23 protein-coding genes are annotated in these 22,543 nt (G+C 67.8%); 6 read left to right on the top strand and 17 right to left on the bottom strand.

The genetic code is table 11. The features are described 5' to 3' along the window. Positions 1–50 precede the first annotated feature (50 nt). Positions 51–1,205: a cytochrome d ubiquinol oxidase subunit II gene (gene cydB / locus ACZLIB_RS15575; protein ID WP_049401140.1), complete on the bottom strand. Its 1,155-nt coding sequence runs from the start codon at positions 1,203–1,205 to the stop codon at positions 51–53. 15 nt (positions 1,206–1,220) lie between these two features. Further along, positions 1,221–2,804, bottom strand: a complete 1,584-nt coding sequence (locus ACZLIB_RS15570; protein ID WP_032129413.1) for a cytochrome ubiquinol oxidase subunit I — start codon at positions 2,802–2,804, stop codon at positions 1,221–1,223. Positions 2,805–3,032: 228 nt separating this feature from the next. On the opposite strand from ACZLIB_RS15570, the gene cydD reads away from it, so the two are divergent. Both cydD and cydC read left to right on the top strand, forming a co-directional pair. Continuing rightward, positions 3,033–4,778 (top strand): thiol reductant ABC exporter subunit CydD, encoded by a 1,746-nt coding sequence (gene cydD / locus ACZLIB_RS15565; protein ID WP_180866286.1) that lies wholly within the window; start codon positions 3,033–3,035, stop codon positions 4,776–4,778. Further along, the gene (gene cydC, locus ACZLIB_RS15560) at positions 4,775–6,454 is read left to right on the top strand and encodes a thiol reductant ABC exporter subunit CydC (RefSeq protein ID WP_478468071.1); all 1,680 of its coding nucleotides are present in this window, start codon (positions 4,775–4,777) and stop codon (positions 6,452–6,454) included. The genes cydD and cydC overlap by 4 nt, the downstream gene beginning before the upstream one ends. Positions 6,455–6,509: 55 nt before the next feature. Here the strand turns inward: cydC and ACZLIB_RS15555 are convergent, their stop codons facing one another. From ACZLIB_RS15555 to ccmA, 11 genes are all read right to left on the bottom strand, one after another. After that, positions 6,510–6,854 carry a DUF1294 domain-containing protein gene (locus tag ACZLIB_RS15555; RefSeq protein WP_049401133.1) on the bottom strand — a complete coding sequence of 115 codons (345 nt, stop codon included), beginning with the start codon at positions 6,852–6,854 and terminating at the stop codon, positions 6,510–6,512. Beyond that, positions 6,855–7,967, bottom strand: coding sequence for a homoserine O-acetyltransferase MetX (gene metX / locus ACZLIB_RS15550; protein ID WP_164080182.1), 1,113 nt, complete (start codon positions 7,965–7,967; stop codon positions 6,855–6,857). A gap of 138 nt (positions 7,968–8,105) precedes the next feature. Beyond that, positions 8,106–9,095 carry a tetratricopeptide repeat protein gene (locus tag ACZLIB_RS15545; RefSeq protein WP_253143595.1) on the bottom strand — a complete coding sequence of 330 codons (990 nt, stop codon included), beginning with the start codon at positions 9,093–9,095 and terminating at the stop codon, positions 8,106–8,108. Next, positions 9,089–9,538 (bottom strand): cytochrome c-type biogenesis protein, encoded by a 450-nt coding sequence (locus tag ACZLIB_RS15540; RefSeq protein ID WP_049401127.1) that lies wholly within the window; start codon positions 9,536–9,538, stop codon positions 9,089–9,091. Before ACZLIB_RS15540 ends, ACZLIB_RS15545 begins: the two co-directional genes overlap by 7 nt. Before the next feature lie 4 nt (positions 9,539–9,542). Then, a complete protein-coding gene (locus ACZLIB_RS15535) occupies positions 9,543–10,160 on the bottom strand; it encodes a DsbE family thiol:disulfide interchange protein (RefSeq protein WP_049401125.1) in 618 nt (205 codons plus the stop codon). Positions 10,161–10,168: 8 nt separating this feature from the next. Next, positions 10,169–12,088, bottom strand: coding sequence for a heme lyase CcmF/NrfE family subunit (locus tag ACZLIB_RS15530; RefSeq protein ID WP_049401124.1), 1,920 nt, complete (start codon positions 12,086–12,088; stop codon positions 10,169–10,171). Then, positions 12,089–12,550 (bottom strand): cytochrome c maturation protein CcmE, encoded by a 462-nt coding sequence (gene ccmE, locus ACZLIB_RS15525; RefSeq protein ID WP_032129787.1) that lies wholly within the window; start codon positions 12,548–12,550, stop codon positions 12,089–12,091. Then, entirely contained in the window at positions 12,547–12,735 is a 189-nt protein-coding gene (locus tag ACZLIB_RS15520; protein ID WP_032129786.1) for a heme exporter protein CcmD, read from the bottom strand. Before ACZLIB_RS15520 ends, ccmE begins: the two co-directional genes overlap by 4 nt. Next, positions 12,732–13,502 carry a heme ABC transporter permease CcmC gene (ccmC, locus tag ACZLIB_RS15515; RefSeq protein WP_006378253.1) on the bottom strand — a complete coding sequence of 257 codons (771 nt, stop codon included), beginning with the start codon at positions 13,500–13,502 and terminating at the stop codon, positions 12,732–12,734. The genes ACZLIB_RS15520 and ccmC overlap by 4 nt, the downstream gene beginning before the upstream one ends. Positions 13,503–13,545: 43 nt before the next feature. Continuing rightward, a complete protein-coding gene (gene ccmB, locus ACZLIB_RS15510) occupies positions 13,546–14,241 on the bottom strand; it encodes a heme exporter protein CcmB (RefSeq protein WP_032129785.1) in 696 nt (231 codons plus the stop codon). Next, positions 14,238–14,867 carry a heme ABC exporter ATP-binding protein CcmA gene (gene ccmA / locus ACZLIB_RS15505; RefSeq protein ID WP_032129784.1) on the bottom strand — a complete coding sequence of 210 codons (630 nt, stop codon included), beginning with the start codon at positions 14,865–14,867 and terminating at the stop codon, positions 14,238–14,240. Before ccmA ends, ccmB begins: the two co-directional genes overlap by 4 nt. A 188-nt stretch (positions 14,868–15,055) precedes the next feature. On the opposite strand from ccmA, the gene ACZLIB_RS15500 reads away from it, so the two are divergent. From ACZLIB_RS15500 to ACZLIB_RS15490, 3 genes are all read left to right on the top strand, one after another. Beyond that, positions 15,056–16,204, top strand: a complete 1,149-nt coding sequence (locus ACZLIB_RS15500; RefSeq protein ID WP_032129783.1) for a pyridoxal phosphate-dependent aminotransferase — start codon at positions 15,056–15,058, stop codon at positions 16,202–16,204. Between the two features lie 13 nt (positions 16,205–16,217). After that, a complete protein-coding gene (locus ACZLIB_RS15495; RefSeq protein ID WP_032129782.1) occupies positions 16,218–17,024 on the top strand; it encodes an amidohydrolase in 807 nt (268 codons plus the stop codon). Between the two features lie 103 nt (positions 17,025–17,127). Then, entirely contained in the window at positions 17,128–17,562 is a 435-nt protein-coding gene (locus tag ACZLIB_RS15490) for a hypothetical protein (RefSeq protein WP_032129781.1), read from the top strand. Here ACZLIB_RS15490 and ACZLIB_RS15485 read toward each other — a convergent pair. Then, positions 17,549–17,842 carry a hypothetical protein gene (locus ACZLIB_RS15485; RefSeq protein ID WP_032129780.1) on the bottom strand — a complete coding sequence of 98 codons (294 nt, stop codon included), beginning with the start codon at positions 17,840–17,842 and terminating at the stop codon, positions 17,549–17,551. The genes ACZLIB_RS15490 and ACZLIB_RS15485 overlap by 14 nt on opposite strands. A 95-nt stretch (positions 17,843–17,937) precedes the next feature. After that, on the bottom strand, positions 17,938–19,053 hold the full coding sequence (locus ACZLIB_RS15480; protein ID WP_478468070.1) for an MFS transporter: 1,116 nt from the start codon (positions 19,051–19,053) through the stop codon (positions 17,938–17,940). Between the two features lie 90 nt (positions 19,054–19,143). Between ACZLIB_RS15480 and ACZLIB_RS15475 the strand changes: the two genes are divergently transcribed. Further along, positions 19,144–19,932, top strand: a complete 789-nt coding sequence (locus ACZLIB_RS15475) for an AraC family transcriptional regulator (RefSeq protein ID WP_414578492.1) — start codon at positions 19,144–19,146, stop codon at positions 19,930–19,932. A 116-nt stretch (positions 19,933–20,048) separates the two neighbouring features. Here the strand turns inward: ACZLIB_RS15475 and ACZLIB_RS15470 are convergent, their stop codons facing one another. Both ACZLIB_RS15470 and scpB read right to left on the bottom strand, forming a co-directional pair. Continuing rightward, positions 20,049–21,671, bottom strand: coding sequence for a pseudouridine synthase (locus ACZLIB_RS15470; protein ID WP_423175015.1), 1,623 nt, complete (start codon positions 21,669–21,671; stop codon positions 20,049–20,051). Then, entirely contained in the window at positions 21,664–22,539 is an 876-nt protein-coding gene (scpB, locus tag ACZLIB_RS15465; protein ID WP_125894427.1) for an SMC-Scp complex subunit ScpB, read from the bottom strand. The genes ACZLIB_RS15470 and scpB overlap by 8 nt, the downstream gene beginning before the upstream one ends. Between the last annotated feature and the right edge of the window lie 4 nt (positions 22,540–22,543).

Genomic DNA, 22,543 nt, shown 5'->3' with positions numbered 1-22,543 from the left:
AATCTCCTATGTTCAAGGGATGTGCCGACCGTAGGCCGGCACACCGGCAATCAGTAAGCGTTGGGGTTGTCGCCCATTTCCTCGACCGTCGTCTTGCCCTTCAGTACGCGGTACACCCAGGTGGTGTAAGCGATGATGATCGGCAGGAAGATGGCCGTGGCCAGCAGCATGACCCACAGCGTCAGATGGCTGGACGAGCTGTCCCAGACAGTCAGGCTGGAGGTTGGCTGGCTGGAGGACGGCAGCAGGAACGGGAAGATCGCAAAGCCGACGGTCAGGATGATGCCGGCGATGGAGGCGCCCGAGGCGATGAAGGCCAGGCCACCACGACGTGCGCGCAGCAGTACCGCGCTGGCCAGTGCGCCCAGCAGGCCCAGCACCGGGAACACCAGCGTCGCCGGCATGGAGCTGTAGTTGCGCAGCCAGCCACCGGCGGCCGTGCCCAGTTCGGCGGTCTTCAGCAGCGGATTGGTCGGGCCATCGGTGACCACCTGCGAGGTGATCTGGTAACCCGGCAGGCCGAAGGCCACCCAGGCACCGGCGACAGCGAACAGCACGAAGCTGATGATGGCGGCGACGCTGCCGTAACGTGCGGCTCGTTCGGCCACCGGGCCGTCGGTCTTGATCACCAGCATGGCCGCACCATGCGAAACCAGCATGGCCACGCTGATCAGGCCGGCGATGAGCGCGAACGGGGTGAGCAGGCCGAAGAACGAACCGGTGTAGGTCACGCGCAGGGTGTCATCGAAGTGGAACGGCACACCCAGCAGCACGTTGCCCACGGCGACGCCGGCAATCAGGCCCGGCAGCAGGCCGCCGATGAACAGCACGCGGTCCCAGTTGTCGCGCCAGCGCTTGGACGGCAGCTTGCTGCGGTACTTGAAGCCGACCGGGCGCAGGATCAGCCCGAACAGCATCGCAAACACCGCCAGGTAGAAGCCGGAGAAGCTGACCGCATACAGTGGCGGCCATGCGGCGAAGATCGCGCCACCACCCAGCACCAGCCAGACCTGGTTGCCTTCCCACACCGGGCCGACGGTGTTGATCACCAGCCGGCGTTCTTCATCGGTCTTGGCCACGAACGGCAGCAGCGTGCCGACACCAAGATCGAAACCATCCATCACGGCCCAGCCGATCAGCAGGATGCCGAGCAGCAGCCACCAGATCACGCGGAGCGTGGTGTAATCAAGTGCAATGAATTCCATCTGGATTCTCCTGCCTCAGGCCTGGCCGGGGGCGACTGCATTGGGGGAAGCGGGGCGGATATCGGCCTGCAGCGAGGGCAGGATGTCGTCCGGACCCTTGCGGACCGCCTTCAGCATCAGCTTGATCTCGATGATCAGCAGCACCGTGTACAAGCTGGTGAACACCGCCAGCGTGGTCAGGATTTCATGCAGTGCCAGGCCCGATGCCGCGTAGAAGGTGGGCAGCACACCATCCACCGCCCACGGCTGGCGGCCGTACTCGGCGACGAACCAACCGCACTCGATCGCGATCCACGGTGCCGGCAGCGACCACACGGCCAGCTTCAGGAACCAGCGCTTGTCCTGGAAGTTGTTGCGGCACGAGAAGTAGAACGCCAGTGCGAAGAAGGCGATCAGGTAGAAGCCCAGGCCCGCCATGATGCGGAAGGTCCAGAACAGCGGGGCCACGCGCGGGACGGTATCCATCGCGGCCTTGGAGATTTCCTCCGGCGTCGCGTTGAGGATGTCTTCGCGGTAGCGCTTCAGCAGCAGGCCGTGGCCGAGATCCTGCCAGTGGCGATCAAACATCTCGCGTGCTTCGAGGTCGTTCCGGTTCTTCTTCACGCGTTCCAGTGCGCCATAGGCGATCTGGCCGCCGCGGATGCGGTGCTCGGCACGCTCCACCAGTTCCAGGATGCCCGGGATCGGCTGGTCCAGCGAACGGGTGGCGATCAGGCCCATCAGGTACGGGATCTTCACCGCGTAGTCGTTCTGGTGGGTGTCCTGGTTGGGAATGCCGAAGGCGGTGAAGTCGGCCGGTGCACGCTCGGTTTCCCACATTGCTTCGATCGCGGCCAGCTTCATCTTCTGGTGTTCGCTGGCGGCGTAACCACTCTCGTCACCCAGCACCACCACCGACAGCGAGGACAGCAGGCCGAAGGCTGCGGCCACCGCGAACGAACGGCGGGCCATGTCCCGATGCTTGTTGCGCAGCAGGTACAGGGCGCTGATCGACATCACGAAGATCGCACCGGTCACGTAGCCGGCACTGACGGTGTGCACGAACTTGGCCTGGGCCACCGGGTTCAGCAGAACCGCAGCGAAGTCGACCACTTCCATGCGCATCGTTTCCGGGTTGAACACCGCACCGGTCGGGTTCTGCATCCAGCCGTTGGCGATCAGGATCCACACCGCCGACAGGTTGGTGCCCAGCGCCATCAGCCAGGTCACAGTGAGGTGCTTGACCGGGCTCAGGCGCTTCCAGCCGAAGAAGAACAGGCCGATGAAGGTCGCTTCCAGGAAGAACGCCATCAGGCCTTCGATGGCCAGCGGCGCACCGAAGATGTCGCCCACGTAGTGGCTGTAGTACGACCAGTTCATGCCGAACTGGAACTCCATCACCAGGCCGGTGGCCACGCCGATGGCGAAGTTGATGCCGAACAGGGTGCCCCAGAACAGGGTCATCTGCCGCCAGACCTGCTTGCGGGTCATCACGTACACGCTCTCCATGATGGCCACCATGAAGGACAGGCCAAGCGTGAGCGGGACGAATAGGAAGTGGTACATCGCGGTCAGAGCGAATTGCAGCCGCGACAGTTCTACGACTGTCTGATCAATCATGGCCTGGCTACCTCGTTGGATAGTGCCGTTGCAGGTGGCGGGAAGGGTGGTCTACGGGGTGAATGATGTGACCGACTACTTCAAACAGCCTTGATCCAGATCAATGTATGAATGGGTATTCAGGAGGATCGTATGCCAACCCGATGAAGACTGCGACCGCCGGCCGCAGGGGGAGGCTGTTGCCTGCGCCTACAATGCCGTGTCTCCCCTGTTACCCGTGAAGACCCCTTGAGCGCTGCCGAAACGACCCCTGACGGCCTTTCCCCGGAAGCCGAAACGACCCGCCAGCGGCGTGCCCGCACCGCCTGGCTGGCCGATCTTGCGCGCTCCGCTCGAGGTCGCCAGCGTCTGGCGGCGCTGTGCATCAGCCTGTCTGGCGCGCTGCTGATCGGCCAGGCCGCTGCCATCGCCTGGCTGGTGCAGCAGGTGCTGGTGGAGCGCGCACCGCTGGCGTCGGGCCTGCCGGTGCTCGCTGGGCTGGCGGTGATCCTGGTGCTGCGCACGCTGCTGGGCAGCGCCACCCAGGCGGCTGCCGGTGATGTGGCCGATGCCGCGCGGTTGGCGCTGCGCGAGCGTGTGTTCGCGCGCCTGCTTGGGCATGGGCCGCTGTGGCTGCGTCAGCGCCGCACCGGCGAGCTGGGCGAACTGATGCTGCATCACGGTGATGCGATCGAGAGCTATTACAGCGGCTTCCTGCCGGTGCGCACCGAAGTGGTGGTGGTGCCGCTGCTGATCCTGGCCGCAGTGGCCTGGGTGGATTGGGTGGTGGCGCTGATCCTGCTGTTCACCGCACCGCTGGTGCCGTTCTTCATGATGCTGGTGGGCTGGGGCGCTGAAGCCGCCGGCCGTGCGCAGCTGGGCGAGCTGGCGCGGATGAGCGGCCACTTCGCCGACCGCATCAAGGGTCTGGGCCTGCTGCGCCTGTATGGCCGGGGCGAGGCCGAACTGGACGGCATCGCGGCCGCTGCCGAAGGCGTGCGCGTGCGTACGATGAAGGTGCTGCGCATCGCCTTCCTGTCGTCCACGGTGCTGGAATTCTTCGCCTCGGTGAGCGTGGCGATGGTTGCGCTGTACCTGGGCCTGAGCTATCTGGGCCTGATGACGCTGCATGCAGCAGTGCCGACGCTGGGCGCCGGCCTGTTCTGCCTGCTGCTGGCGCCGGAGTTCTACGCGCCGCTGCGGCGGCTGGCCGCGCACTACCACGACCGCGCCAACGCGCTGGCTGCCGCCGCCGAGGTGGAGCGCCTGCTGCAGTCGCTGCCCGATGAGCAGGGCCTGATCGAGAACGAGATCGCGCCGCTGGCGGTGGAGCCGGCCGAGGCCGCATTGCCGCCGCTGCAGGCGCAGGGCCTGGTGCTGCGCCCGTTGGGCGCGCCGCACGACGTGCTGCAGGATCTGGATGTGCTGCTGGAACCGGGCCAGCGCCTGGCCCTGGTCGGGCCCAGCGGATCCGGCAAGAGCACGCTGCTGGAGGCACTGGCCGGATGGTTGCCGCCGCGTGCCGGCAAGCTGCAGCTGCGTCCCGGCGTGCAGGTGGCCTATGCCAGCCAGCGGCCGTACCTCTTCCACGGCAGCATCGCCGACAACCTGCGCCTGGCCGATCCCGGTGCCAGCGATGCGCGGTTGCGCGCAGTGGCCGAGGCCTCGCAGGTGCTGCAGTTCGCGCAGCGCCTGCCGCAGGGGCTGGATACCGTGATCGGCGAGCGCGGCTTCGGCCTGTCCGGTGGTGAAGCACGCCGCATCGGCCTGGCCCGCCTGCTGCTGCGCGACCCGCAGGTGCTGCTGCTGGACGAACCCACTGCGTTCCTCGATGCCGATACCGAAGCCGCGCTGCTGCGCAGCCTGGCCGCCTATGCACGTGGACGCAGCGTGGTGGTCGCCACCCACAGCCCTGCGGTGATCGCGTGGGCTGACCGTTGCCTGCTGTTGCCGGAAGGCCGCCTGGTCGAGCCGGCACAGGCGGTGCGCGCATGAGCCGTTCGCCTGATTCGCTGCGCGCGGTGTTCCTGCGCCATCGCCCGCGCCTGCTGCTGACCGTGCTGCTGCTGTGGATCACGATGCTGGCCGGCACCGCCCTGCTGGGCCTGTCCGGTGGCTTCCTGACCGCCGCTGCGCTGGCCGGTGCGGCCGGGCTGGCGCAGGGCTTCAACTTCTTTTCGCCGTCGGCTGGCATCCGCGGCCTGACCATGGCGCGCATCGTGTCGCGCTACTTCGAGAAGCTGGTCGGCCACGATGCCACGCTGCGCATCGCCCGCGACCTGCGCGTGTGGTTCTTCCGCCGCGCGCTGCCACTGGCACCGGCGCGGCTGGGGGCCACGCGTACCGGCGAACTGCTGGCACGCCTGCTGGGTGACATCAATGAGGTGGATGGCCTGCTGGTGCGTGCGATCGGGCCGCTGGTGGCGCTGGGTGCGCTGTCACTGGTGGCGATCGCCTCGGCCGCTGTGATCCTGCCGTCTGCGGCGGTACTGCTGGCGGTGCTGGCGCTGCTGATCGCCTTCGGTGTGCCGTGGCTGGGCGTGCGTGGTCGCGACGATGAGGAGGCCGACCGTGCCGCGCATCGTGCTGCCCTGCGTACCGCAGCCTTCGAAGGACTGGAGGGCGCGGGTGATCTGGCCGCGTTGCATGCCGGTGCAGCGTGGCAGTTGAAGGTGCGCGTGGCGGCCAAGCAGCTGGCTTCGCGGGATCGTCGTCGGCGCTGGCGCCTGATCGCGGCCTCGACCCTGCATGGCCTGGTCGCCGGGCTGGGCCTGGTGGCGATGCTGGCATTGGCCCTGCATGCGGCCGAACAGCAGCGCATCGCGCCGGAAATGGCGGCGGGTCTGGTGTTCCTCACCGTGGCACTGATCGAACTGTGGGCCGGCATGGGCCTGGCCTGGCAGTCGCTGCAGTCCGGGCGCATCGCCGCCGATCGCCTGCAGGCCATCGTCGAGCAACCGCCGACGGTGGAGGACCCGCAGGCGCCGCAGGCGGTGCCGCAGGCCGCGCGCGTGCATTGGGATGACGTGCACTTCCAGTGGCCCGGTGCGGCGCGGCCGGTGTTGTCCGGCCTGCAGCTGACCCTGGCGCCGGGCGAGCGGATCGCGATTCGCGGCGACAGCGGCAGTGGCAAGACCACCCTGTCGAGCCTGCTGCTGCGGCTATGGGATCCGCAACAGGGACGGTTGACCTACGCGGGCCGCGACCTGCGTGATTTCGCCCAGGCCGACTGGCACCGGCAACTGGCGTGGCTGCCGCAGAACGCGCCGGTGTTTGCCGGCAGCGTGGCCGAGAACCTGCGATTGGGTGATCCCGATGCCAGTGACGCAGCGTTGTGGGCGGTACTGCGTCGCGTGCGCCTGGGCGAGTGGGCCGAGCGCAACGGTGGCCTGCAGACCTGGGTGGGCGAGAACGGCGCGACGATGTCGGCCGGCCAGGCACGACGCCTGGCGCTGGCGCGCGCGCTGCTGCGCAATGCGCCGATCCTGCTGCTGGACGAACCGACCGAAGGCCTGGACGTGGATACCGCGCGCGCGCTGCTGCAGGACCTCTCCGGGTTGCTGGACGGGCGCAGCCTGCTGATGATCACCCACGACGACCTGCCCGACGGCGTGGTGGATGCGCAGTACCGGTTGCGTGATGGGGTTCTGGTGCGCGAAGCGCTTCGGTAGATGCCGACCTTGGTCGGCACATCCACGCATGGCGTGGATCTACCCATTCGAACGGTTACCGTGAGAACTCGCGCAGCATCACCGCGATCGAGGCCACGTTGGCCAGCACGCACAGCCAGAACACCCACTGGAATCCGGCTTTGCGATGCTTGTGGCGGAACAGCGCCTGGCCCAGCAGCGCGCCCGGCCAACCGCCGGCAAAAGCCAGCAACTGCAGTGTGCGCTCGGGAATCCGCCACTGCTTTCGCTGCGCCGCGCGCTTGTCGTGGCCATACAGCCCGAACGACACTGCGCTGGCGAGCAGGCACCAACCGCCCAGCCACAGCGGCAGCACGCCGCTGACCGTCAGTGCGATCAACGCACCGAATGCGGCCAGCGCGAGGTTACGCCGCCATGCCACTTACAGCGCGTCGAGGAAGCCGCGCACGGCCGGGCCGAAACGCTCGAAATCGACGAGGAAGGCGTCATGGCCCTGTGGCGACTCCAGGCCGATGAAGCGCGCGTCGGCACCGCCGGCGCGCAGGCCGTCGGCGACCTGTTGCTGCTGCTGCACCGGGAACAGGATGTCGGTGTTGGCGCCGATCGCCAGCGCCTTCTCCACCCGGATCTTCGCCAGCCCGGCCAGCACGTCGCCGTCGGCGTATTCGGCCAGGTCGAACCAGTCCATCGAACGGCTCAGGTACAGATAGCAGTTCGGATCGAAGAAGCGCACGAAGCGCCGTGCATGGCCTTCCAGATAGCTTTCCACCTGGAATTCCAGGCCGAACGGATCGTCGTCGGCCTGGTCCGAATCCAGCCGCACGCGGCCGAAGCGGCCATCCCATTCCAGTGCCGAACGGTAGGTGATCACGCCCAGCTTGCGCGCCATGCGCATGCCGGACTCGGGATACTCGGCATCGTCGTAGTGACCGCCATTCCAGCGCGGATCAAGGCGGATCGCCTCGCGCTGCAGCGAACGGATCGCGATCGAGAACGGCAGTGCCTGCGCACTGCCGGAAATGTTGACGTGGCTGCGCGCAATGCCCGGATGCAGCATCAGAACGGCCAGTGCAGTCATGCCGCCCATCGAATTGCCGACCACGCAGGCCAGCTGTTCGATGCCCAGTGCACGCACGACTTCGATCGCGGCGCGTGCGCCGTCTTCGATCGACAGCTCGGGGAAGTCGAGGCGATACGGTTGGCCCGTGGCCGGGTTGAGCGAGGCGGGACCGGTCGAGCCCTTGCAGCTGCCCAGCGAATTCACGCAGACCACGAACCAGCGGTCGGTATCGATCGGCTTGCCGGGGCCGACCATGCCTTCCCACCAGCCCGGTGCCGGGTTGGCCTCGTTGGCCGCTGCATGCGCGTCCGGCGACAGGCCGGTCACGATCAGGATCGCGTTGCTGGCGTTGGCGGCCAGCGTTCCCCAGGTTTCGTAGGCCACGCGTGCGCCGTGCAGGGCGCCACCGCGCTTGAACGGGAACGGCGAGGGCAGGGCGTGGAAGCGGGTGCCGGGCGGGATGAATTCGGTCATGCAGTCATTCTAGCGGGGCCGCATGTGGAGCTGGCGACACGCTGGTTTCCATCGGCGATGCACCCGGTAGTGCCGGCCGCTGGCCGGCAACCTCATGAATCTGGATGCGCCCGCGTGGTTGCCGGCCAGCGGCCGGCACTACGGGAACCGCAGCTCCACCACGCCTTCATGCGGCAGGCTCACCTTTACCGGCACGCTCTGCAGATCGTCCTCGCTGCGGTTGGCACTGCCGCTGCGCGAGATGCGTGCCAGCACTTCCACTTCGCGATGCGCGGACAACGGTGCGGTCGGCATCGGGCTGTCTGCGTCGCCCAGCCCTACCGTGGCCGGGAAACCGGCCAGAGGCAGCTTGCGTGCGGCCACCGGCATCGGCGGTCCACCCACGGCGCGGGCCAGCACGAATACCTGGGTGCTGGCGGGCCACTCGGCGTTGTTCAGCGCAGGCAGTTGCACGCGCACCTGCAGCAGCGCCGGTGGCGCCGCAGCGGCAGCATCAGGCGCCTGGCCGGCGGCTTCGCGGGCGATGGCGATCTGCGCCTGCAGCGCCTGCGCGGCGCCGGGCTCAAGCCGTGGCAGCAGGCCGCTCCAGATGTCGGCAGCCTCGGCATTCTTTCCGCGCTGGCGCAGGGCGATGCCCAGCAGCCAGCTGGCGCGCTCTGCATCGGGCGCCAGCGCACGAGCCTGCTGCAACCAGGCCATCGCGGTGTCATCGAACTGCTTGCCGGCATCGGCCTGCGCACGTGCCTGCGCCGCTTCCACCAGCACGCCGGGGTCTTCCGGGGCGAGAGCGGCAGCACGTGCGAAGGCATCCGCTGCGGCTGCGGCGTTGCCCAGTTCGGCCTGCGACCGGCCCAGCAGCGTCCAGCCATCGGCTCGCTGCGGGTCTCGCTTCAGTGCATCCTGCAGGGCCTGCACGCCATCTCGCAGGGTGGCTACCGACGGGGTTGGTTGTACCTGTGCTGCACGCGGATCACCAACCAGCAGATACAGGCAGGCACCGGCCACGCCCAGCGCGAGCACGCCCACCACGAAACCGCGGCGACCGTGGTGGCGCAGCGGCCACAGCACCAGCGCCGCCATCAGTGCGGCCACCAGTCCAGCCAGCATCGGCAGCCAATGGCTCACCATCCGTCTCCTTCATCGGTCTTGCTGGCGGGGGCGGCAGCAACCGTGCGGCCACGGCGGCGGACGATGCCCAGTACCACCAGCGCGCCGGCGCCCAGCACCAGCAGCGGACCGCCCCACAGCAGCCAGGTGCCCGGCTGTAGAGGCGGTTGATAGAGCACGAACTCACCGTAGCGCGCGACCAGGAACTGCTTGATCTGCGCGTCGTCGTGGCCCTGCTGCATCAGCTGCAGCACCTCGCGGCGCAGGTCCTGCGCGATCTGCGCGTTCGAATCGGCCAGCGACTGGTTCTGGCACTGCACGCAGCGCAGCTGCGCGGCCAGGTCGTGGAAGCGACGTTCTTCGGCGCCATCGCGGAACTGCAGGGGCTGTGGATCGTGCAGCGGCTGCTGGGCCAGCACGGCCAGCGGCAGCATCAGGAGCAGCAGCGCCAGCAGCCAGCGCATGGGCTCAGGGCGCCGTATGCAGGGTGTTGCCGGCACTGGCCTGGGCCTTCTCGATCTTCTGCAGCGCCGGGATCAGTTTCTCGTCGACCACGCGCTGGGTCATCGCACCGCTGTACTTCCAGCGCACGATGCCGCTGCCATCGACCAGGAAGGTCTCCGGTGCGGCGGTCACACCCCAGTCGATCGCGGTGCGGCCTTCAACGTCGCTGAGCACCACCATGAACGGGTTGCCCAGCTGTTCCAGCCAGTGCAGCGCGTCGGTCGGGTCGTCCTTCCAGTTGTAGCCGATCACGCGCACGCGCTTGCTCTCGGCGAAACGGGTCAGCACCGGGTGTTCCTCGCGGCAGGCCGCGCACCAGCTGCCCCACACGTTCAACAGGTAAGGCGCGCCGCGCAGTTCGTCGCTGTGCACGATCATTTCCGGGTCGTGCAGCACCGGCAGCGCGAACGCCGGCGCCGGCTTGTCGATCAGCGCCGATGGCAGCACGTCGCGCTGCGGATCGCCCGATTTCATCACCCCGTAGATCATCAGCCCGAGCAGGCCGAAGAAGAACAGCACGCCGATCACGATGGCTACCGGCGGCAGCGGGCGGGAGGGGCGCGGGGTGGGGGACTCGGACATGGGAACTCCTACGGACGACGGAAGCGGCGGTCGGCGGCGGTGATGAATCCGCCCAGGGCCATCAGCAGCGCGCCCAGCCAGATCCAGCGCACGAACGGCTTGATGTGCACCCGGACCGCCCATGCATTGTTGCCCAGCGGCTCGCCCAATGCCACGTAGACATCACCATCGAAGCGTGCATCGATGCCGGCCTCGGTCATCACCTGGCCGCCGCTGGCGTACTGGCGCTTTTCCGGATGAAGCAGGGCCAGCTCGCGGCCGTTGCGGAACACGCGCAGGTGGCCGCGGTCGGCGATGAAGTTCGGTCCTTCACGATGGTCCACGCCCTCGAAGCGCACCTCGTGGCGGCCGACCACCACCTGCTGGCCCGGTGCCAACGCCACTTCGCGCTGCACGTTCAGGGCTTCCACCAGCAGCGCGCCAGCCAGGAACACGGCAATGCCGGCGTGGGCGACGATCATCCCGAGCATCTCGGCGGTGAAGCGGCCGTTGCCGCGCAGTCGTTGCCAGACGAAGCGTGCGGTACCGAACCCGACCCAGACCGCAGCGGCGACACCAAGACCGGCCTTCCAGCCGTTCTGCGGCGCCTGCCACCAGGCCAGCGCACCCAGCAGCACCGCGAGCCCCAGCCAGGGTGCCAGCAGCGCGAACGCGCGCGAGGGCTGGTCGCGCTGCCACTTCACCAGCGGGCCGAACGGCAGCAGCAGAATCATCGGCGCCATCAGCAGCAGGAACAGGCTGCCGAAGTAGGGCGGGCCGACCGAGATCTTGCCCAGCGACAGCGCATCGGCCAGCAGCGGGTACAGCGTGCCGAGCAGCACCATCGCGCAGGCGGTGGCCAGCAGCAGGTTGTTGGCCAGCAGCAGGGTCTCGCGCGAGGTGGCGGTGAAGCCACGGCGCGGATCGTCGGCGTCCACGCTCAGCTGGCTGGCACGCAGCGCGTACAGCAGCAGGCTGCCGCCGACCAGCACCGACAGGAACACCAGGATGAACAGGCCGCGCGACGGATCTGCAGCGAACGAATGCACGCTGGTCAGCACACCGGAGCGCACCAGGAAGGTGCCGAGCAGTGACAGCGCGAAGGCCGCGATCGCCAGCAGCAGGGTCCAGCTGCCGAAAGTGCCGCGCTTCTCAGTGACCGCCTGCGAATGGATCAGTGCCGCACCGACCAGCCACGGCATGAAGCTGGCATTTTCCACCGGGTCCCAGAACCACCAGCCGCCCCAGCCCAGCTCGTAATAGGCCCACCAGCTGCCCAGCGCGATGCCCAGGGTCAGGAACCCCCAGGCGACGTTGGTCCACGGCCGCGTCCAGCGCAGCCAGCGTGCGTCGACGCGGCCTTCCAGCAGTGCGGCCACCGCGAATGCGAACGGCACCGCGAAGCCGACATAGCCCAGGTACAGCATCGGCGGATGGATTATCAGCCCCGGGTCCTGCAGCAGCGGATTGAGGTCGCGGCCTTCCAGCGGGGCCGGATTCAGGCGCAGGAACGGGTTGGAGGTGAAGATCAGGAAGGCGAGGAATCCGACGCTGACGATGCCCATCACTGCCAGTACACGCGCCTGCACCGGTGCCGGCAGGTGCCGCGAGAACAGCGCCACCGCGCCGGTCCACAGCGCCAGCACCAGTGCCCACATCAGCAGTGAGCCCTCGTGCGCACCCCACACCGCCGAGTAGCGGTAGATCATCGGCAGCAGCGAATTGGAGTTCTCGGCCACGTAGCGCACCGAGAAGTCCTGCTGCACGAACGCGGCGGTGAGCACCGCGAAGGCGCCGGCGAGCAGCAGCAGCTGTGCGAAGGCGGCTGGCCGTGCCACCGCCATCCATGCCGTGTTGCCGCGATGCGCGCCGACCAGCGGCAGGCCGGCCTGCAGCAGCGAGGCCAGCAACGCGCACAACAACAGGATCTGACCCAGTTCGGGCAGCACTCAGCGCACCTCGGGTGCCGTCACCGGCACGTCATGCTTGCGATGGGCGTCGCCCATCTTGTCGGCCACTTCCTTGGGCACGTACTTCTCATCGTGCTTGGCCAGCACCTCGTCGGCGACGAACACATCGTCCTGCAGGCGGCCACTGGCGACCACTGCGGTGCCTTCGGCGAACATATCCGGCAGGATCCGCGACGTGGTCACCGCCAGCTGGGCATCGCCGTCGGTCACTTCAAAACGTGCTTCCAGCGAACCGACCGGGCGGTTGAAGGAGCCCTTCACCACCATGCCGCCCAGGCGGAACCGCGACTGCGCATCGACATCGCCGCGCAGCACTTCCGAAGGCGTGTACAGGTAGGCGATGTTGCGTTCCAGCGCCATCGCCACCAGCGCGGTGGCCAGCCCGGAGGCGAGCAGGGCCAGCAGTACCCAGACCAGGCGGCGACGTTGTACCGGCGTCATCGTTCCAGCTCCGTCGACAGCGGCGCCGCAGCGTCCTGTTTGACGGCGCGGGTCTGCTGCCGCTGCTGGCGTGCCAGCGCCAACCGGCGTGCCACGCGCAGGCGCAGCCACGAACCGATGGCATCGGCGCCGAGTACCAGCACGAACACGGCGTAGGCGCCGATCACATAGGGCAGGTGGGTCATGGCTGGGCCTCCCCGGCCGGACGTGCGGCATCGACGCGACCACCGACCCAGGCCTTGCCGGCCTCGCGGTCGAGATTGTCGGCGCGGGCCTTGGCCAGCACCGAACCGGCGAACCAGAACTTGGTGCCGATCACCATCCACCACAGTGGCGCGATCATCGCGCTGCTGATCGCCGATTCACCGAACACGTTGATCGACTGGCGCTGGTGCAGGCCGCCCCACCAGTCCACCGAATAGCGGATCACCGGCAGCAGGCTGACTCCGACGATGGCCAGCAGGCCGGCTGCGCGTGCGGCGCTGCGGCGGTCTTCGATGGCGTGATACAGGCCGATCACGCCCAGGTACAGGAACAGCAGCACCAGCTCACTGGTCATGCGCGGGTCCCAGTCCCACCAGGTGCCCCAGGTACCCTTGCCCCAGATGCTGCCGGTGAGCAGGGTGATCAGGGTGAAACCGGCACCCATCGGTGCGCAGGCCATGGCCAGGATCTCGCAGACCTTGATCCGCCAGATCAGGGCGATGGCGGCATACAGCGCCATCAGCGCGAACACGAACAGGCTCATCCAGGCGCTGGGCACGTGGATGTAGAGGATGCGGAAGCTGTCCAGCTGCTTGGCTTCCGGCGGCACCACCAGCAGCGCCTGCCACATGCCGACCAGCAGCACCGGCACCGCCGCGAGGTAGAACACCCGCGACCAGCGGGCAGCGAATCGGTCGAACGTGGGGGGCGAACCGAGTTGGTGGAACCAGCGGACAATCGGATTCATGCGTGGCGGCTATCCAGCAGGGGTGGATTGGCTCTCAGCTCGGTCAACTCAGAGAAATACGTATTGCAGCGGCGGTGGCCAACGGCGCCAGCACCAGCGCGACCAGCAGGCCGGCGCCCAGCATCAGCAGCGCACCGACCGGATCCTGTCCGCGTCCCGCCGCTGCCAGGCTGCCTGCACCGAACACCAGCACCGGCACGTACAGCGGCAACGACAGCAACGCCACGAGAATACCAGAGCGCCGGATGCCTACGGTCAGCGCGGCGACCACGCCACCGATCAGGCTCAGCAACGGCGTTCCCAGCAGCAACGATGCCAGCAACATCGGCAGCTGGTCATGCGGCAGATGCAGCATTTCGGCCAGCAACGGGCTGACCACGATCAGCGGCAGCGCAGTGGTGGCCCAGTGCAGCAGCACGCGCACCAGCACCAGCCAGGCCAGCGGCACCGGCGCCAGCAGCCATTGCTCCAGCGAGCCGTCTTCGGCATCGGAGCGGAACAGTGAATCCAGTGACAGCTGGCCGGCCAGCAGCACGGCCAGCCACAGCACCGCGCCGGCGGTGGCGGCCAGTAGTTGCGGTTCGCGGCCCTGGGCGAGCGCGAACAGCACCACCACCAGTACCGCGAACAGCAGCGGCTGCAGCGCATCGCCCCGGCGGCGCCAGAGCAGGCGCAGGTCGCGCTTGAGCAGGGCCGCTGCGGTCTGCCACAGGCCCGGTTCGGTGCCTGGCGCGATCATGCGGTACCGCCGAGGTCGAGCTGGCGGGTACGCACCGGTGGTGCGGCATAGGCGCCGTGGGTGGTGACCAGTGCAGCGCCGCCGGCACGCAGATGCGCGGAAATCATCCGGTTGACCAGGGTGATGCCCTCCAGGTCGAGGTTGGCATAGGGTTCGTCGAGCAGCCACAACGGCGCCGGTGACAGCCAGATGCGTGCCAGTGCCAGCCGCCGCTTCTGCCCGGCGGACAGATGCCGAACGAGAGTGTCCTCATAACCGGCCAAGCCGACGATGGCCAGCGCGTTGCCGGGCATCTGCCGCGCACGCCGTCCGTGCAGGCCGCACAGGAAGTGCAGGTTCTCCAGCGTGTCCAGGTCTGGCTTCAATGCGGGCAGGTGGCTGAGGTAGGCGACGTAACGCGCGCGCTCGGCATTGCCGGCCGGCCTGCCATCGATCTGCACCTGCCCGGCACCAGGCCGGGCCAGGCCCGCCAGCACGCGCAGCAGGGTGGTTTTGCCGGCGCCATTGCCGCCCTGCACCAGCAGGGCTTCGCCGGCGTCCACATGGAAGTCCAGCGGGCCGAACACCGGCTCGTCATTGCGGGAAAAGCTCAGGCCGCTGGCGGCCAGCAATGCAGGGGTGTTCAAGGGGCAAAGGTCTTCATGCCGGAGTGCGGCGGCAATTGTAGCGGTGAATGCCTGCGGTAGTGCCGGCCGCTGGCCGGCAATTCCCCAGGGTGCCAGTCGCGTGGGCCGAGGTTGCCGGCCAGCGGCCGGCACTACCGTCGCGCGGATTGCGTAAACTCGGATCCCTTGTTCCCCCACAGCCCAGGCCGATGCAACCCACCACCAAGCTGCCCAAGGTCGGTACCACGATCTTCACCGTGATGTCCCAGCTCGCCGCCGAACACGGCGCGGTCAACCTCGGTCAGGGGTTCCCGGACTTTTCCGCACCGCAGCGCCTGATCGATGAAACCGCCAGGGCGATGGCCGCCGGGCTGAACCAGTACCCGCCGATGACGGGTGTGGCGCCGCTGCGCCAGGCCATCGCGCAGAAGGCGTTGGACTGCTACGGCGCGCAGGTCGACGCGGACAGCGAAATCACCGTCACCAGCGGCGGCACCGAGGCCATCTTCAACGCCATCCATGCCGTGGTGCGTGCGGGCGAGGAAGTGATCGTGCTCGACCCGGCGTATGACTGCTATGAACCGGCGATCGATCTGGCCGGCGCCAAGGCCGTGCATGTGTCGCTGGATCCGCAGACCTTCGCCGTCGACTGGGACCGCGTGCGTGCGGCGATCACCCCGCGTACCCGCATGCTGATCGTCAACACCCCGCACAATCCGTCCGGTGCGATGCTGTCGGCGCAGGACATGCAGGCGCTGGCCGAGCTGCTGCGCGGCACGCAGATCTACCTGATCTCCGATGAGGTGTACGAACACATCATCTACGACGGTCGCCGCCACGAGTCGGCGCTGCGCTACCCGGAACTGCGCGAGCGCGCGTTCGTCATCTCCAGTTTCGGCAAGACCTACCACTGCACTGGCTGGAAGATCGGCTATGCGATCGCCCCGCCGGCGCTGACCGCCGAGTTCCGCAAGGTGCACCAGTACAACACCTTCACCAGCTTCGGCCCGGCGCAGTACGGCTTCGCCGCGATGATCCGCGATGAGCCCGAACACCACCTGGAGCTGGGTGCGTTCTACCAGGCCAAGCGCGATCGCTTCCGCGAACAGCTGGCCAGCACCCGGCTGAAGGCGCTGCCGGTGCCGGGCGGTTACTTCCAGCTGGTCGACTACTCGGCCATCAGCGACCTGCCGGACCATGAGTTCGTGAAGTGGCTGACCATCGAGAAGGGCGTCACTGCCATTCCGCTGTCGCCGTTCTACGAAAATCCGCCGGCCGGCCAGCGCCTGGTGCGCCTGTGCTTCGCCAAGAATGAAGCAACGATGGACGCGGCGATCGAACGCCTGCGCCTGCTCTGAGCGAGGCGTGAACATGCAGGACCTGCGCATTTCCCTCGTCCAGGGCGACACCCGCTGGCATGACCCGGCGGGCAACCGTGAGTACTACGGCGCGCTGCTGGCACCGCTGGCCGGCACCACCGACTTGGTGATCCTGCCGGAGACGTTCACCAGTGGTTTCTCCAATGAAGCCATCGCCCAGGCCGAAGGCATGGATGGTCCGACCGTGGCCTGGGTGCGCGAACAGGCCAAGGCGCTGGACGCGGCGGTGATCGGCAGCGTGCAGCTGCGTGATGGCGAAGGCGTCTACAACCGGCTGCTGTTCGCCACGCCCGACGGCGAGCTGCAGTACTACGACAAGCGCCACCTGTTCCGCTATGGCGGCGAGCACGAGCGCTATGCGGCCGGCCGCGAGCGCCTGAGCGTGGAATGGAAGGGCTGGCGGATCAATCCGCAGGTCTGCTACGACCTGCGTTTCCCGGTGTTCTGCCGCAACCGCTACAACGTTGAACGTCCACAGCAGCTGGATTTCGACCTGCAGATATTCGTCGCCAACTGGCCGTCGGCACGTGCCTATGCGTGGAAGACACTGCTGCGTGCACGTGCGATCGAGAATCTGTGCTTCGTTGCCGCGGTGAACCGTGTCGGCGTCGATGGCAACCAGCTGCATTACGCCGGTGACAGCGCGGTGATCGACTTCCTCGGCCAGCCACAGGTGGAAATCCGCGAGCGCGAACAGGTGGTCACCACCACCATCTCGGCTGATGCGCTGGCTGCACACCGCGCACGCTTCCCGGCGATGCTCGATGCCGATGCCTTCCACCTGGACGAGCAGGCCTGAGCGACGGCCTGAACGCCGCCGCACCAGCGCGCGCGCCTGCATTCAACGTGCACGCGCGCGCTGCTAGATTCGCCGCCAGTCCGACCGAACTGGAAGTCCTGCCATGAACACGTCCTTCGCCCTGCTGCTGGCCCTGTCCGCCGCATCGCTGGCCCCGGCCGCGCACGCCGCCGGCAACCTCGACTGCGAGCTGCGCTACAACCTCTCCGGCTGGTCGCTGATCTACAAGACCGCCTCCGGCAATGGCACGGTCACCTGCAGCAACGGCGCCAGCATGCCGGTGCGCATCCAGATGAAGGGCGGCGGCCTGACCGTGGGCAAGTCGAAGATCACCAACGGGCGTGGCAGCTTCACCGGCGCGGTCAGCGTCAACGAACTGCTGGGTACTTACGCCTCGGTGGGTGCGCACGCCGGTGCGGTGAAGTCCAGCAACGCGCAGGTGATGACCAAGGGCGACATCTCGCTGGCCCTGTCCGGTACCGGCAAGGGCTGGGACCTGGGCGTGGACGGCACCGCGTTCACCCTCAGCCGGCGCTGAGGCGCGACGGCTCGGCAGATCCCCAGCTGATGCGGATGTAGTGCTGTTCGGAATCGCTCAACAACCGTTCGACACCGAAACCATTCTTGAGCAGTTGTGCGGTCACGTCTTCGACGAGCTGCTCGCTGGCCATCACCTGGCTGAAGCCGAACACGAGATAGCGGCGGCCATTCTCCGAGCCGATCTGGATCGAGTTGTCGAGGTCGCGGTAGAACTGTTCGATCGGGCGCTTGGCGGCATCGGCGTTGGCGCGTGCCTGTTCGGCGGTAATGGTGATCATGGGCATCTGCCTGGTGTGGGAGAGCGCGCACGATAGCCAGGGAATCAAAGCCGTTCCCGGAAGCCACGCACAGTGCGCTGCTTTTGCAGCAATTCCTAAGGCCGCGGCTGCAGCCACAAGGCCAGCAGGCCACACACGATGAGGGTCGGTGCCAGCAGCTGCACTGCGCCGACCAACGCCATTGCCGCGCCGATCAACAGGTAGTAGAGCAGGCCGAACAGCGCGCCTGCGCTGCCGAGACAATGCGGATAGCCGCGCAGAGCCTGGCCGAGCACATTGGGAATGGCAAGGCCGAAGCCCGTCACCACCGGCACCATCGCCGCGACCAGGGCAGGGTGATCATCCAGCAGCGTGGCCAGCAGGCCTCCCGTCAGGACCAGTCCTGCGGCGATGCGGATGCGCGTGGTTGCGGCAACGCCTGCACGCAGCAGGCGGCCATTGCCCCACGCGCCCAGTGCCGAGCCCAATGCCAGCACCGCGCCGCTGGCGCCGAACCAGGTGGCTGGCCAGTGCAGGCGCGCAAACACGAAGGGGCCGAGTGCATACCAGCTGTACATCGCCACGTTGAAGGCCATCACCAGCAACGCGTGTGACCAGATCCAGCGATCGCGCAGCAGTTCCCGCAGCAGCGGCAGCATGAGCGTGTGCGGGATCTGTGCAGGGCGGCTTTCGCGCAGGCCAGCCAGGCATGCGACTGCCAGCAGGGCAGCTATCAGCAGCAGGCCGGACTGTACGCCGAGATAGCCATTGGCGGTGACCAGCAGCGTGCCCAGTGCAAGACCGATGGCCGGGCTCAGGGCGAGGGCCATGCCGATCCAGGAGAATGCCTGCGCCAATGCCGGCCCCTGCAGATGGTCGCGCAGCACGGTCTGGGTGACCACCGAAGCGGCGGCGGCGCCGACTGCGGCCAACGCCTGGGCCAGCAGCACCTGGCCGAAGCTGCCAGCCATCAGGCCGCCCAGTGCAGCCACTGCGAAGACGCCGAGGCCACAGAGGAGGGCGGGTCGACGACCGATACGATCGGCCAGGCGCCCCCACAGCAGCACGCCTGCAGCGAAGCCGAACAGGTACAGGCTCATGGCCTGGCTGGCGGCACTCGGCGGCAGGGCGAAGCGTTCGGCCAGATCGGCCAGGGCCGGGCTGTACAGGGTCTGTGCCAACTGCGGAAACATCAGCAGTGCAATGGTGAGCAGCAACAGGCGGCGCGACATGCGGGCGCTCCAGAAACAGGGCCGCGCATTGTGGTTGCGTCCGCAATGGCGCACTCTGTCTATCCTGTCATCGAATGCATGAAATCAGACATGGCCTGGTTGCAGCCTGATGCGCACTTCGACGCCGATGCCTGGGGCGCTCCGGTGCTGGGTATCGCGGCCTCATTGGCCGATCACGACTCGGGTTGGCACCAGCATGCGCGCGCGCAGCTGCTGTACACCCGGCAGGGCTGTACGCGCCTGACCTACGGTGATCGCATCAGCCTGCTGCCGCCCGCGCGCGCAGCGTGGATTCCGGGTGGGCTGCGCCATCGCGCGCAGATGCGCCAGGCGGTCGACTACCGTTCGTTGTACTTCGATGCCACCCTGTCGGCCCAGCTGCCCCGCCAGCCGGCCATCATCGGCGTGGGCCCGCTGCTGCAGGCCTTGCTGGAGCCGATCGCGCAGGCACCGTTCGACCATGACTGGCAGTCGCCGCGCGCACACCATCAACTGGCGTTGTGCGTGCTGGAAATCGCCGCTGCACCGGTGGCGCCGATGGACCTGCCTCTGCCGCGTGATCCGCGGATCGCACGGTGCTTGCCGCTGGCCGAACAGCTGCCGCCTGAACTGGGGGAGCTGGCCGCGCGCACGGGCCTGAGCGCGCGTACCGTCGGCCGGTTGATGCAGCGTGATACCGGCATGAGCTACCAGGCCTGGCGCCAGCAATGGCGCCTGATGCGGGCCATGGAGCTGCTGCTGCTCGGCCATCGCGTCGCGCATGTGGCGCAGGACACCGGCTTCTCCGCCGAGAGCCCGTTCATCGCCTTCTTCCGCAGCATGACCGGCACCACACCCGCCGCGTTCCAGCGCCACGCAAAAGGGGACGGAGGGGATTAAGTCGCTTTCGCCCCTTCGACACACGCCGTGGCAAAAACGACTTAATCCCCTCCGTCCCCTTTTTAAAGAAAAACCCCGGCCGGAGCTGGGGTTTTTCATTTCAGTCGGATCGCTGATCAGCCGCCGCGCGGGCCGCTGCGGCGCGGGCCGCCCGGACCGCGGTTGCCACCCGGACCACCGGGACCACGGTTACCGCCCGGGCCACGGTTGTTGCCACCGCCCGGACCGCGACCGCCCGGACGGGCGCCCTGCGCCGGCTTCGGGCTGCCATACGGGTTGAAGCCCGGGGTGGCGTGGTCGGACGGGAAGCTCGGGGCATTGCCCGGATGGCCGTACGGGTGCTTGTTGCCCTGGCCCTGCGAGCGGTTGCCCGCGCCGGCCGGACGACCTTGGCCGCCTGCGCCGCCACGGCCTTCACCGCCGAAGCCGCCACGGCCCTGGCCGCCACCGGCGCCAGCACCCGGACCCTTCGGCTTGCCGTACGGACGGCCCTGGCCGCCTGCGCCCGGACCACGGGCACCCGGGCCACGTGCGCCCGGACCGGCATTGCGATGTCCGCTCGGGCCGGTGCTCACGCCATCCGGCACGTACCAGGTGCGGAACGCGGCCGGATTGCCTTCCGGCAGCGAACGGTCGTTCTTCTGGGCACGCTGCTTGAACGGCTTCTGCGACTGCTTGGCCGCCGCTTCGCCGCTGACCGTCAGGCCGCCCTTGAAGCCGCCGCCCTTGCCGCCGCGACCACGGCCGCGGTCTTCGCGGACGTTGTCGAAACGACGCAGCTCGCGGCCTTCGTCAGCGGTGTTGTGACCGTTGACGTAGGCGTTGCCGCGGCCACCTTCGCGCACGCGCACGGTGGTCTTGGCGGCACGGCGCTGGCCGATCACCGGCTGCAGGGTCAGTGCCGACGGTGCGCCTTCTTCCAGCTTCAGCTGCGCACGCAGGGCTTCCACCTGGGCGGTGCCCAGTTCCACCGAATGGCCGCGGGCCAGTTCGCGCGGCAGGCTCACCTTGCCGTAGCGGGTGCGCTTCAGGCGGCTGACCTGGCAGCCCTGCGACTCCCACAGGCGACGCACTTCGCGGTTGCGGCCTTCCTTCACCACGACGCGGAACCAGTCGTGCGAGTCTGTGCCGCCGATGCGTTCGATCTCGTCGAACTTGGCCGGACCGTCTTCCAGCGCGACGCCACGGGTGAGGCGGTCGACGATGGCGTCGGAGACCTTTTCCTCGCCTTCCGGCGCGCGCACGCGCACCACGTATTCGCGCTCGACCTCGAACGACGGGTGCATCATGGCGTTGGCCAGTTCACCGTCGGTGGTGGCCAGCAGCAGGCCGGTGGTGTTGATGTCGAGGCGGCCGATCGCGATCCAGCGCGCGCCCTTCAGTGGCGGCAGCGATTCGAACACGGTCGGGCGGCCTTCCGGATCATCGCGGGTGGTCACTTCGCCTTCCGGCTTGTTGTAGACCAGCACGCGCGACGGCTCGGCCAGGGCGGTGGCGACGAAGCCACGGCCATCCAGTTCGATCTTGTCGCCGCTCTTGACCGACATGCCGGTCTGCGCGACTTCACCGTTGACCTTGACCAGGCCTTCGGCGATGCGCTGTTCCAGCGCGCGGCGCGAGCCAAGGCCGGCCTGTGCCAGCACCTTGTGCAGGCGTTCTTCCAACTTGAACTGTTCGGAGGTGGCTTCACGCTTGAGCGAGAGCTTGTTCAACGACAGCTTGCGAGGGGTGTCACTCATCAGTTTTGCTCCGGCCGACGGTTTCGGGGTCGGCCTCTGGTTCGGAATCGGCTTGGTCAACAGCCACGGTCGTCATCGCGACGGCGTTGTCTTCGCGTTCGTTCACTGGCACCGCGCGCTCGCCCGGCGCGGAATCGGGGTGCCCATCATCGAGGGGCGAAGGTGCTTGCTCATCGGAAGCCGGCGCAGGGGCTGCGTCGGCGGAATCGGGGGTGTCACTGCCGGCCAGGCCGGCATCATCGTTCGCGGCAGCGCCTTCGTCGCCGGCCGAGATGTCAGGACCGTCGGCGCTTGCCGTTGCCGGTGCATCGCGGTCCAGGGACAGCTGGGGTTCCAGCTCGCCCAGGTCCTTCAGTTCCGACAGTGGCGGCAGCTCATCCAATCGCTTCAGGCCGAAATAATCCAGAAAGCCCTTGGTGGTGCCGAACAGCGCCGGCTTGCCGGGTACGTCGCGGTGGCCGACCACGCGGATCCACTCGCGTTCTTCCAGCGCCTGGATGATGTTGCTGCTGACCGCCACGCCGCGCACCTGCTCGATTTCGCCACGGGTGATCGGCTGCCGGTAGGCGATCAGCGCCAGGGTTTCCAGGGTGGCGCGGGTGTAACGGGTCTTGCGTTCGGTCCACAGCCGGCTGATCCAGCCATGCACTTCGCCGGTGACCTGGTAGCGGAAGCCGGAGGCGACCTCGACCAGTTCCACGCCGCGCCCTTCGCAGGCTTCGCGCAGGCGTTCCAGTGCGCGTTCGATGCTGCCCGGCGGTGCCGGTTCCTCTTCCGGGAACAGGTCCTTCAGCTGGGCCAGGGTGAGCGGCTGGCTGGAGGCCAGCAGCGCACCTTCGACAATGCGGTTGATCAGCAATTGATCCATCGGC

Source organism: Stenotrophomonas sp. 220_Sma (assembly GCF_056487375.1).
The sequence above is the reverse complement of the archived record's forward strand: the minus strand, read 5'-3'. Positions and strand labels throughout refer to the sequence as shown.